The organism is Crossiella sp. SN42, from assembly GCF_023897065.1.
Taxonomy (GTDB): domain Bacteria; phylum Actinomycetota; class Actinomycetes; order Mycobacteriales; family Pseudonocardiaceae; genus Crossiella.
In genome coordinates, this window is the sequence record NZ_JAMHIV010000034.1 from 99,953 (window position 1) to 111,711 (window position 11,759).

General features: G+C 71.4%; 10 protein-coding genes. 3 read left to right on the forward strand and 7 right to left on the reverse strand.

Annotation, left to right across the window (positions count from 1 at the left end):
• The first annotated feature begins 159 nt into the window (after positions 1 to 159).
• The gene (locus M8C13_RS45620) at positions 160 to 1,338 is read left to right on the forward strand and encodes a cytochrome P450 (RefSeq protein WP_252484934.1); all 1,179 of its coding nucleotides are present in this window, start codon (positions 160 to 162) and stop codon (positions 1,336 to 1,338) included.
• Here the strand turns inward: M8C13_RS45620 and M8C13_RS34285 are convergent.
• From M8C13_RS34285 to M8C13_RS34310, 6 genes are all read right to left on the reverse strand, one after another.
• Entirely contained in the window at positions 1,328 to 4,813 is a 3,486-nt protein-coding gene (locus M8C13_RS34285; RefSeq protein ID WP_252484935.1) for a TM0106 family RecB-like putative nuclease, read from the reverse strand. The two genes, M8C13_RS45620 and M8C13_RS34285, sit on opposite strands and share 11 nt — an antisense overlap.
• A gap of 17 nt (positions 4,814 to 4,830) precedes the next feature.
• Entirely contained in the window at positions 4,831 to 5,073 is a 243-nt protein-coding gene (locus M8C13_RS34290; protein WP_252484936.1) for an Rv0909 family putative TA system antitoxin, read from the reverse strand.
• Between the two features lie 34 nt (positions 5,074 to 5,107).
• Positions 5,108 to 6,145, reverse strand: a complete 1,038-nt coding sequence (locus M8C13_RS34295) for an ABC transporter substrate-binding protein (RefSeq protein ID WP_252484937.1) — start codon at positions 6,143 to 6,145, stop codon at positions 5,108 to 5,110.
• A complete protein-coding gene (locus tag M8C13_RS34300) occupies positions 6,142 to 6,924 on the reverse strand; it encodes an ABC transporter ATP-binding protein (protein WP_252484938.1) in 783 nt (260 codons plus the stop codon). Before M8C13_RS34300 ends, M8C13_RS34295 begins: the two co-directional genes overlap by 4 nt.
• On the reverse strand, positions 6,921 to 7,955 hold the full coding sequence (locus tag M8C13_RS34305) for an iron ABC transporter permease (RefSeq protein ID WP_252484939.1): 1,035 nt from the start codon (positions 7,953 to 7,955) through the stop codon (positions 6,921 to 6,923). Before M8C13_RS34305 ends, M8C13_RS34300 begins: the two co-directional genes overlap by 4 nt.
• Before the next feature lie 330 nt (positions 7,956 to 8,285).
• Complete coding sequence (locus tag M8C13_RS34310; protein ID WP_252484940.1) at positions 8,286 to 9,074, reverse strand: metalloregulator ArsR/SmtB family transcription factor; 789 nt, start codon at positions 9,072 to 9,074, stop codon at positions 8,286 to 8,288.
• A gap of 110 nt (positions 9,075 to 9,184) precedes the next feature.
• Here M8C13_RS34310 and M8C13_RS34315 point away from each other — a divergent pair, with 110 nt between their 5' ends.
• Entirely contained in the window at positions 9,185 to 9,679 is a 495-nt protein-coding gene (locus tag M8C13_RS34315; RefSeq protein ID WP_252484941.1) for a hypothetical protein, read from the forward strand.
• Between the two features lie 9 nt (positions 9,680 to 9,688).
• Here M8C13_RS34315 and M8C13_RS34320 read toward each other — a convergent pair whose 3' ends face one another.
• Positions 9,689 to 11,446, reverse strand: a complete 1,758-nt coding sequence (locus M8C13_RS34320; RefSeq protein ID WP_252484942.1) for a thiamine pyrophosphate-dependent enzyme — start codon at positions 11,444 to 11,446, stop codon at positions 9,689 to 9,691.
• 51 nt (positions 11,447 to 11,497) lie between these two features.
• On the opposite strand from M8C13_RS34320, the gene M8C13_RS34325 reads away from it, so the two are divergent.
• Positions 11,498 to 11,734 carry a DUF6480 family protein gene (locus M8C13_RS34325; protein WP_252484943.1) on the forward strand — a complete coding sequence of 79 codons (237 nt, stop codon included), beginning with the start codon at positions 11,498 to 11,500 and terminating at the stop codon, positions 11,732 to 11,734.
• Positions 11,735 to 11,759 lie beyond the last annotated feature (25 nt).

Sequence of the window (11,759 nt, forward strand, 5' to 3'; positions counted from 1 at the left end):
GCGCGCCCGGCCCGCCGCCGAGGGCCGGGCGCACGGGGGTCGGCAACCAACGGAGGTTGGCGGGAACCCGGCACAACACTCGGGAAAATCGGGCACCGCCGTCGATAGCGTGAGCATCACCGGAGTGGAACTGGTCCGCCAACCAGGAGGAATGCCCGCGTGAGCACCGCACCCGACGTCGAGGAACTACCGCTGCTGCGTTGTCAGCGACCCGTGGTGGGCAGGCTGGACCCGCTCCTGCGCGACTTGCAGTCCCGCGCGCCGGTGCTCAAGGTGCGCACCAGGACCGGTGACCAGGCCTGGCTGGTGACCCGCTACGCCGAGCTCAAGCAGTTGCTGGTCGAGGGCAGGATGGAGAACGCGCACCCCGATCCGGCGAACCGGGCGCGCTACCTGGACAGTCCGGTGTTCGACTACAACCTGCTCGGCACCGACTTCGACGAGGCCCGCGCGCAGCACCGGGAGTTCCGCGCCGCGCTCACCCCGTTGTTCGCCGCGCGGCGGATGGCCGTGCTGCGGGAGAGCATCCGGGACCGGGTGCACCGCCTGCTGGATTCCTTGCTGGCCAAGGGCCCGGAGGCGGACCTGCACAACGACTTCTCGCTGCCGCTGTCCCACGGGGTGCTCTGCGACCTGCACGGCGTGCCGGACGAGCAGACCTTCATCAGCATGCTGACCGGCATGGACGATCCGGCCAAGGTCGGCGAGGTGTTCGCCTACCTGGCCGAGGCCGTGGTGTGGCGGCAGGCCAACCCCGGTCAGGACGTGATCACCGAGCTGTCGGCGGTCGGGGTGCCGGTGGAGCAGATCGCCGGGCTGATCGCCACCATCAGCTTCCCGTTCCTGGTCACCCCCGGCGTGCAGAGCGTGGGTACCGCGCTGTTCGCCGCGCACCCCGAACAGCGGGACCTGCTGGCCCGCGAGCCGGGGCTGATCGACAGCGCGGTGGACGAGGTGCTGCGCATGGGTCAGGTGGAGGAGTCGGTGATGCCGCGCTACGCCGCGGAGGACATCACCATCGGCGGGGTCACCATCGGCTACGGCGACCTGGTGCTGTGCGACCACTACTCGGCCAACTACGACGAGCTGGTCTTCCCCGACCCGGAACGCTTCGACATCACCCGCGCGCCCAACCCGCACCTGGCCTTCAGCCACGGCATCAGCCACTGCATCGGCGCGCCACTGGCCAAGATCCAGCTGGCCGAGGTGTTCAGCGCGCTGGTGACCCGGATGCCGGGGCTGGCGCTGACCGTGCCGGTGGAGGAGATCCCGATGAGCATGGACCCGGAGGCGGTGAAGCTCGGCGGCGGCATCGCGTCGCTGCCGGTTACCTGGTAGGCCAGGGGCGGGCTTCGGCGAGCAGGCCGAGCATGCCGGCCAGCAGCCGCATGTGCTCCACGTTGCGGATGTCGGCCTCCACCAGCCGCGGTGAGCAGATCAGCACGGCCAGCGCCTGCGCGCGGGAGAGCGCCACGTTCAACCGGTTGCGGGAGAGCAGGAAGTCCAGTCCCCTGGGCAGGTCGCTGGCGGCCGAGCTGGTCATGGTGGCCAGCACCACCGGGGCCTCCTGGCCCTGGAACTTGTCCACCGTGCCGACCCGCACCTCCGGGTAGCCCGCGCGTTCCAGCGCGCGGCGCACCACCCGGACCTGGAGGTTGTACGGGGCCACCACCAGGATGTCGGACTGTGCCAGCGGCCTGCTTCGCTCGCCGTCGGTCCAGGCGCGGCCGATCAGCTCGCGGGTCAGCTCGACGACGACCGCGGCTTCCTCCGGCGAGGAGGCCAGGTTGTGCCGGTGGTCGACCTGGCGTAGCCACAATCCCGGTGGCACACCGTCGATCCCGCGTCCGGCGGCGGTGGGGTGGGCGTGCAGCAGCCCGGCGTAGGACAGGTTGGAGATGGGGCGGCAGACCGCGGGGTGCATGCGGCGGGACTGGTCCAGGAAGTAGCCCAGCTCCGGCGGCATCACGTCGGCCGCGCCGATCAGGTGGCCCAGCGCGGAGGCGTCCGCGCCTGCCGGGTGGGTGCCCTGCACGACCTGGGGCAGCTGCTGCGGATCGCCCAGTAGCACCAGGTTCTTCGTGGCCAGCGACACCGCGAGGGCGTCGGCGAGGGCGAACTGCCCGGCCTCGTCGATGATCAGCACGTCGAAGGGCTGGGCGCGCAGCGCGGCGTTGGCGAAGGTCCACGCGGTGCCACCGACCAGGTGCCCGCCGCCCTGCTCCTCCCGCCAGCGGGCCAGGTCGTTGTTGGACTTGGGCTGCTCCCAGACGCAGTCCGGGTCCGGGTTCTTCTTGGGGCGCTTGGCCATCGGCAGCGGCACCCCGGTCGCCCGCGCGGCCTCGTGCGCGGCGCTGAGCACGTTCTCCACCGCCTTGTGGCTGTTGGAGGTCACCCCGACACCGCACCCGTTGGCCACCAGGTGCGCGATCAGCCTGCCCGCGAGGTAGGTCTTACCCGCGCCGGGCGGTCCCTGCACGGCCAGGGTGGAGCCGTCCAGGGCGTCCACCGCGGCGATCACGGTGGCCACCAGGTCGCCGCCGAACTCCCGCGGGTCGGGCAGGTCCCGGCCGCCGCGCAGCCGGGGGCGGCGGCGCAGCAGGTCGATGCCGGGGTGCGCGGGCAGCACGGGCAGCGCGTCCACGGTGATCCGGGCCAGGTCGGCCACGGCCTCGTCCTTGGGGCTGGGCCGCACCGGACTGCCGGGCAGCACCGCCGCCGGACGGCCGTCAAAACCCTCCAGCTCAGCGGGTTTGGCGCTCTCCTGCACGGTGAGGCCATCCGCGCCCGCCTCCACCACCAGCGCGTCCCTGGTCCGCTGGCCGGGGTAGAGCAGGCGGACGGTGTCGCCGGGGGCGAAGGGGTGCGGCCGGTCCGGGTCGCAGCTGAGCCGGACCTCGCGTTTGGCGTTGCGCACCCGGCCTGACGGCGCGGTCCAGTCCTGTGTGGACACTGACACCGGCACCGCGCAGGTGTTGTCCGACTCCAGGTCGGTCAGTGGTGCGGTGACCTGGCGGAAGAACTCCCACCAGGCCGGGTTGGTCTCCCGCCGGTGGTAACCGACCGAGGCGGCCAGCAGCGCGCGGGCGCGGTGCTCGGCGGTGAAGGCGGCCGGGTTCTCCGGCAGGCCCGCCAGCAGCGGGTCGACCAGGGCGGCGAGCTTGGCGGCGCGCTCGGCCCTGCGCTGCGCGGCCAGCTCGTCGGCCGCGGAGTCGATGGCGGCGTCCAAAGTGGAAGGATCGACCGGCGGGATCGGCTCGATCCCTGCCTCAGCGCGGATGTCGAGCAGGAAGCGGTAGAGCCGGTGGGTGGAGACGCAGTCGTACTCGTTGTAGTCGGAGATCCCGCGCAGCACCTCGGACGCGCGCTCGGTGTCGCCGACCTCGGACAGGGTGAGGTAGTCCTCGTAGGCCTCGATGCTGGAGACCGCGTTCTGCACCTCGCCCGCCCTGGACTCCGGCATGTACAGCGGTTCCAGGTACTTGATCGAGTAGGACCGCTGGGAGACCCGGAGTCCCTTGCGCACCACGGTGTACAGGTCGATCAGCACCCCGCCGCGCAGCAGCGTGTCCACCTCCTCCTCGCGGGTGCCGTGCAGCGCGGCCAGCCGCTTGAGCGCGTTGGTCTCATAGGGCGCGTAGTGGTAGACGTGCAGGTCCGGGTGCTCGGCGAGCCGGTCGGTGACGAAGTCCACGAAGGACTCGAAGGCGCGTTTCTCCTGCACCCGGCTGTGCGCCCAGAACGGGGTGAACTCCTCATCGCCGGTGGGGGAGAGGGTGACCGCGCCGAAGAGGTACTCCAGGCCGTCGGAGTCCAGCGCGAACGGGTCGCCCTCCATGTCGAAGAACACGTCGCCGGGACTGGGCTGGGGCAGCGCGGCCAGCTCCTCGGGGGCGAGGATCTCGTAGGAGACCTTGCCGACCGGGTCCTCCGGGGTGCGGGTGAGGTCCTGCTGCACCTGGAGGGTGGCCTGGGCGCGCAGGCCGGTGAAGGTGGCCACGGACAGGGTGGGCGGGCGCTCGTTCTCGGTGGCCGCGGCCAGCGCCTCGATGGTGGTCAGTCCGGCGGCGGCCAGCTTGCGGCGCTGGTCGGTGCGCATGCCGGCCACCAGGGACAGGTCGCGGGCGGTGGAGCGGCCGGTGGCGCAGTGCTTGCTGAAGCGGCAGGTGGCGCAGGCCGGGCGTTCGTCGTCCCACAGGCGGTCAGGCAGCTCGGCCGGTGCGGTGAGCTGGCCGCGCAGGCGGCCGCGGAGGTGCCCCAGCAGCGGCAGGAACTCCTGCACGCGCAGGGAGTGCGCGCTGCCGTCGCCGAGCAGCAGGTGCATCAGCGGGCCCGCGGGGAACCCGGCCCTGGTCAGCGCGTCGGCGTAGGCGGTCAGCTGGAGCACCGCGGCGGGGCGGGCGTGCCGGGCCAGCTTGGTGTCGTGCGGCTCGTAACCGCCCTCGGTGTTGATGAGGAAGTCGGCGCGGCCGGAGAACTCGCCGTCGTAGAACACGCCCTGGTAGACCACCGGGACCCCGGCGGCCAGTGCGGCCCTGGTGCGCTCGGCGGCCGCGGCCAGGGCGTCCGGGTGCGGGGCCGGGGTGTCGATCTCGACCACCCCGGCCCCGTGCCGCTGCTTGAGCCGCTCCAGCACGGCCTGCTCGTGCGCGAGACCGTGCTTGGCCACCAGTGCCGCCGACCCGCGTTCCGGGACCGGCGCGCCGGGCAGGCCGAGCGCCACTGCCTGGTTGAGCCTGCTGCGGTGCCCGCACTCCATCAGGTCGACCAGGTCGGTCGGGGAGTGGACGAGCCCGTGATCGGTCCGCAGCATCCGGTCAGTCTGCCAAGTCAGGGCTTGGCGTCACCGCCCGGCTTGCCGTCCTTGTCCAGGAAACCTTCCACCTTGGTGCTGACGTTCTCGATCTTGTCGTGGTACTTGCCGCCGGTGACCTTGTCGATTCCGCCTGCCGCGGCGTCGACACCCTTGGCGGCCAGCTCGCGCGCCTTGTCCCCCGCGGGGCCCTGCGCCAGCTCGGCCGCCTTCTCCTTGGCCTGCGCCGCCAGCTCTTTCGCCTTGTTCAGGAAGCTCATGCCGACCATGGTGCCACCGGTGCGGCGGAGCTGCTCAGTTCGCGACCCGGTCGTCAGACTTCGGGGTGACGCCCGAGGCCGGGACCAGCCCCCAGCCCTCCAGCGCCTTGCGGACCTGTTCGGCGGCGTCGATGTTGAGCGGCCCGGAGGTCCACAGCGCGTAGGGCAGGTTGAGGAACCGGTTCTCCTTGACCGCGGGCAGCTCGTTGATCCCGGCCCGCGCCTTGAGCAGCGCGACCTTGTCCGCGTAGGTCTGCGGCGGATAGTCCACGAACAGGAAGGCATCCGGTTTGGCCGCGGCCACCCGTTCCCAGGAGACCTTGGTCCAGGTGTCGTCCACATCGGAGAGCGCGTTGCGCGCCCCGGCGGCGGTGAGGATCGCCTCGGGCGCGCCGAAGCGGCCGCTGGAGTAGACGCTGTCGGTGCCGGAGTCGAACACGAACACCGTGGGCGGGGTGGCCGGTTTGGGGGCCTCGCGCAGTGTTTTCAGCCGGGTGTCCAGGTCGGCGGTGACCTGGTCCGCCTCGGTGGTGCGGCCGGTGATCTTGCCGAGGTTGGCCAGGTCCTCGCGCAGGGCCTGCCAGGGTTCGACCACGCCGCGGGCGGCCTTGCCGTCGGACTGGCGGCAGCTCTCGGTGAGCACGTAGGCGGCCACGTTCTGCTGGCGCAGGGTGGCCGGGGTGAGCTGCTTGTCCTCGGCGTAGCCGTAGCTCCAGCCTGCCACCATCACGTCCGGGCGCTGGGCCAGCACGGTTTCCCGGGACGGGTACTCCGGGGCGACCGAGTTGAGCTTGTCCACCACCTCGCCGTAGTGCCGTTTGAGGGTGGCCGCGTCGCGCTGGACGCTGGACACGGCGGCGATCTGGTCCTGCGCGCGCAGGGCCAGGGTGAGTGCGATCAGGTTGCCGTCGTTGACGAACAGCCGCTTGGCCGGGGACGGGAAGCTGACCTGGCTGCCGCAGTTGGTGACGGTGACCGAGCTCGCGCCGGGCTGCGCGGCCGGTCCGCTGCCGCAGGCGGGCAGGGCGAGCAGCGCGACCGCGCCGATCAGCAGGGGCAGGGGACGGCTCATGGGCGCTCCAGGGTCGGGGTGAACAGCAGGTGCGGGCGTCCGGTGTCCGGGTGGGTGACCCGGGTGGCCCGGACGCCGAAGACCTCGCGCACCAGCTCCGGGGTCAGGGCCTGCTCCGGTGGCGCGGCGGGGCGGGCCTGACCGTCGTGCAGCACGACCACCCGGTCGCAGACGTCGGCGGCCAGGTTGAGGTCGTGCAGGGCGAGCAGCACGGTCCGCTCCAGCGCGCGCACCAGGTCGAGCAGCTGGAGCTGGTGGCGGATGTCGAGGTGGTTGGTGGGTTCGTCCAGCACCAGTAGCGGCGCGTCCTGGGCGATGCCCCTGGCCAGCAGGACCCGCCGCCGCTCGCCGCCGGAGAGCTGTTCCACCGGGCGGTCCACCGCGTCGGCCAGATCCACTGTGGACAGTGCTTTGTGGACGGCGTCGAGCTCGCGCCGGTCGCCGCCGGACCAGGGGGCGCGGTGCGGGGTGAGGCCCAGGGCGACCAGTTCGCCGACCAGGAGGTCAGCCGGGAGCTCTTCTTCCTGGCCCACCATGGCGATGAGCTGGGCGCGCCGGCGTGCGGAGAGCGCGGACAGCGGCTGGTCGTCGAGCAGGACCGCGCCTGCGGCGGGTGGGCGGATCCCGGCCAGCACGCGGAGCAGGGTGGACTTGCCGCTGCCGTTGGGGCCGACGAAGCCGAGCACCTCGCCGGGCCGGACGGCGAGCTCGACCGCGCGCAGGATGGTGCGGCCGCCGATCGCGCAGTCCAGGCCGGTGGCGCGCAGGGTCGCGGTCATCCGGCGCTGCCGAAGCGGTAGCGGCGGCGGCCCAGCAGGAGCAGGAACACCGGTGCGCCAACAAGTCCGGTGACCACGCTGAGCGGCACCTCCACCGGCCGGACCAGCACCCGGGCGGCCATGTCCACGCAGAGCAGGAACAGCGCCCCGGTCAGCGCGGCCACCGGCAGCATCGCCCGGTGCCGCGCGCCGACCAGCAGCCGGGCGATGTGCGGGATCACCAGTCCGACGAACCCGATCCCGCCGGAGATGGCCACCAGCACCCCGACCAGCACCGCCAGCCCGACGAAGAGCGCGTTGCGCAGGAAGCGCACCGGAACCCCCAGGGCCGCGGCGGTGTCCGGTCCGATCGCCAGGGCGTCCAGCCAGCCGCTGCCCGCGAGCAGCAGGCCGCCCAGCAGCAGCACGGTGGCCAGTGGCAGGCCGAGCCGGTCCCAGTCCGCGCCCGCGAGGCTGCCCAGCAGCCAGAACAGCACCGACTCGGCCGCGCGGGCGTCCGCGCTGCGGAAGACGAGATAGCTGGCCACCGCGGAGAACGCCGAGCCCAGCACCGTCCCGGTGAGCACCAGCCGCAACGGGGTCAGCTCGCCCTGGGCCGCCGCGATCGCGAACACCAGCGCCGCCGCGCCGAACGCGCCGAGCAGCGCGCCCGCTGACAGCGCCCAGATCCCCGCGCCGGCGAACAGCCCGGTGGTGATCACCGCGGTCGCGCCGACGCTCGCGCCGGAGGAGACGCCGAGCAGGTATGGGTCGGCGAGCGGGTTGCGGACCAGGGTCTGGATCGCCGCGCCCGCGACGGCCAGCCCCGCGCCGACCACCAGGGCGAGCAGGGTCCGGGGCAGGCGCAGGTGCCAGACGATGGTGTCGAAGGTGAGGTCCGGGCCGGGGGAGCCGGTGAGGCGGGCGGCGAGGACGTCGAGCACGGCAGGGAGGGGTAGCTGCTCAGCACCGACCGAGGTGGAGAAGGCGGTCGTGAGCAGCGTCAACAGCGCCAGCACCAGTAAGACGGGGCCGGTCCTGGAACGACGCACGCGGTGAAACCTCCCCGGGCTGACGCGGCCCGCTAGGTGGCGGTGTGGACGGCACGGGGTCTGGCTTCACAGTGGCGCGACCGCTCCGAACAGGTCGGATTCCCGTTGCCGTCGACGAGGCGTGCGCATCGTAGGCACAGCGCTGGCGACGATCAAACTTTTTGCTTGGTAGCTACGATGACTTCAGTGACGAGTGAAAGTAATTGAGTGGAGGCAAACCCGACAAAAACGCATGGACGAGGTGGGGATGGGGGTGCCGCGCCCGCGCTGGGCTGGGCTGGCAAGCGGCCAGTGGGCAGTTCTGGGCGAGGCGAATGGTGACGTGTGGATCTACCGCTGAGGCTCCGGCAGGACCTTGCCGGTCTCCAGCAGCGTCTTGAGGCTGGCGATGATGGGGATCCAGCCTTCGCTGATCATGCCGCGCAGCACCGAGTCCGGGGCGAAGCCGTCGTGCGTGACGGTCAGCTTGACCAGCTCGCCGAGGGGTTCGATGTCGAAGGTGGCTTTGGAGCGGGGTTCGGCGGCGAGCTTGGCGACCAGGTCCTCGTCCAGGCCGACGCTGGCGCCGAAGTCCGGGGTGAAGGTGTGCCAGGTGTAGGACAGGCGGGTGTGCGGGGTGGCTTCCAGCACCACCTGGTCGGGGTCGGTGTGGGTCCAGCTGCCCTGGGTCCAGGTGATGGTGGAGCCGGGCTGCCAGTCGGATGCCAGTTCCGCGCCCCAGTACTGCTTGGTGAACTCGGGGGTGGTGAGGGCGGTCCACAGGCGTTCCGGGGTGGTTGCGATGTAGGTGGTGTAGACGAAGGGGTTCACGGTGGTGTGCTCCAATGCGGTTTTCAGGTTGGCCAGTGCTTGTGCGCGGTGCCGGTGGAAATGGGTTATCCAGCGGTCGGCGATGGCGTTGATGGGTTCGGCGTTGAGGTAGTGCAGTTTTTCCCGGCCGCGCCAAGCGGTGGTGATGAGGTGCGCTTCTTCCAGGATGGCCAGGTGTTTGCTGACTGACTGGCGGGCCATGTCCAGTTCGGCGCAGAGTTCCCTAAGGGTCTGGCCGTTGTGGTTGTTCAGGCTGTCCAGTAGCCGGCGGCGGCTGGGGTCGGCCAGCGCTTTGAACACCTCGTCCATCGGATCCTCTCGAACATGCAGCCGGTTGGCTGCCTGAACCATATGCAGCTGTGCGGCTGCATGTCAACCGGGGTCGCCGGATAGGGTGAGGTGTGCGTGGGAGAGGCGTCATGGCGAGTGGGGCGAGGCTGGCCGGTGTGCTGGTCGCGGTGGGTGTGGTCGCCGGTTGTGGGCTTTTCGGGCCGCCGGAGCCGCCAGCGTTGGGGGCGGCGGGGCAGCGGGTGACGGTGGTGCGCGGTGCGCAGGTGTACCGGCTCACCGCGGAGATCACCGGGTGGGCGGTCAAGCCGCATCCGCAGGTGCCGGAGCAGGGGCCCGCGGTCAATCTCAGCTACCGGTTCACCGGTGACATCCCGTCCTCGACGGTGGAGCTGCTGGTGTGCGCGGTGGACCAGCGGCGGGTGGTGCTGTTGTGCTCCTCGGCGTACGCGAACTCCACGACCGACCTGTGGCTGGGGCCGGCGGAGGGCATCGAGCTGTCCCGGACGGCGGAGGTGCTGCTGTTCCCCGACCAGATGGACCCCGGTCCGAAGGCCGGTGACCCCAAGGACCACGACGGCTATGTGCCGCCGAAGCGCTTGGGGCCAGGGGACCGGGTGCCGTAGGCCGTGTCGTCAGAGCTTCTGGATGCGGTCCTTGAACAGGGTGGTGGCGATCTGCTTGGCGCGGGGCTGGCCCTTGAGGAAGGACTGGGCGAACTTGGTGGCCTGCTCGTAGGTGATCTTGCCGGGCAGCGGGGGCTCGTCGGGGTTGACGTCGACGTCGAGCAGGGCGGGGCCGGGGTGGGCCAGTGCGGCGCGGACGGCGTCCGGGAGGGCCTCTGGTGAGTCGATCTTCGCGCCGTAGGCGCCGCAGGAGCGGGCCCAGGCGCTGAAGTCGGAGCGGGGTTCGCCGAAGCGGACGCCGTGTTCGGGGTAGCCCAGGACCATCTGCTCCCAGAGGATCTGGCCGAGGGAGCCGTTGTTGTTGATGATGACCTTGACCGGCAGGTTCAGCCGGACCGCGGTGAGGAACTCGCCCATGAGCATGGCGAAGCCGCCGTCGCCGATGAAGGCGATCACCTGGCGGCCGGGGTGGGCGTGTTGCACGGCCAGGGCGTAGGGCAGGCCGCAGGCCATGGTGGCCAGGGTGGCGGAGAGGTAGAACTCGCGGGTGCCGCGGATGGTCCAGTGGCGGGCGGCCCAGGTGGTGACGGTGCCGGAGTCGCAGGTGAGGATGGCGTCGTCGGTGGCCAGGGTGTCCAGCAGGTGGGCCAGGTACTGGGGTGCGATGGGGGAGCGGTCCGGGTTCTGCTGGCTGGCCAGGTCTTGCCGCCATTTGTCCATTTTGGACTGGTACTTGCTCAGGTGGTCGTGGTTTCGCTTGTCCAGCAGGGGGATCAGGCGGCGCAGTGACTCCTGGGCGTCGCCGACGACGGGGGCGGTGACGGGCAGGCGGACGCCGATGCGTTCGGGGAAGGTGTCGATCTGGGCGGTGCGGACCTTGTCCGGGTCGGGCAGGTGGCGGGTGTAGGGGAAGTTGGTGCCGACCATGAGCAGGGTGTCGATGTCGTCGACGAGTTCGGCGCTGGGGGTGGTGCCGAGCAGGCCGAGGCCGCCGACGGTGTAGGGCGAGTCGTCGGGCAGGACGGCTTTGCCGGGCAGGGTTTTCAGCACCGGTGCGCCGAGGGTGTCGGCTACCTGGGTGACCTCGGTGCCCGCGCCGAGTGCGCCGGCGCCGACCAGGATGGCGGGGCGGGTGCCCTCGTTGAGCAGGGTGGCCGCGGCGTGCAGCTGGGCTTCGGCGGGGATGGGGCGGTGTTCGGGGAAGATGGGTGCGCCGTGGTGTGGGATGCCGGGTGCGCCGTGGCTGTAGGGGTCGGCGTCGGCCGGGGCGATCTGGACGTCGTTGGGCAGGCAGAGGTGGGCCACGCCGCGGCGGGCCAGTGCGGTGCGCACGGCGCCGTCGAGGACGCCGGGGACCTGCTGGGGGTTGGTGATGAGCAGGTTGTACTCGGCGACATCAGCGAAGAGGGCGGTGAGGTCGACCTCTTGCTGGTAGCCGGAGCCGAGCAGGCCGGTTTCCTGGGCGCCGGTGAGGGCGAGCACGGGGGCGTGGTCGAGTTTGGCGTCGTAGAGGCCGTTGAGCAGGTGGATGCCGCCGGGGCCGGAGGTGGCCAGGCAGACGCCGAGGCGGCCGGTGGCCTTGGCGTGTGCGGTGGCCATGAAGGCGGCGGCTTCCTCGTGCTGGACGAGGACGAAGCGGACCTGGTCGCGGTGGCGGCGCAGGCCTTCCATGAGTCCGTTCACGCCGTCGCCGGGCAGGCCGAAGATGGTGTCCACGCCCCATTCGGCGAGGCGGCCGATGAGGCGTTGCGCGCAGATGTCAGCCATGTTGGAGGGCCTACCCGGTGTGTTCGGGGGAAAACGGGTTACCCGGGTGGCATGACTGAGCGACCGCCGCACCCTGAGCCGGAGCGAACCCCTGGTCTGGAGCCTGGTGGTGGGGTGCCGCCCGGTGAGACGCCGCCTGCGGAGGGTGGGATGTCGGGGTTGTCGCACCGGGAGCCGGAGCCCTCGGCGGCGACGGGGCGGGTCACGCTGGTGCTGGTGGGTGTGGTGACGTTGCTGGTGGTGGCGATGATCGTGGCGCAGATCGTGGGGATCATCGACGTGCTCTAGGTCGTGTCGTCAAAGCCCCGTCTGC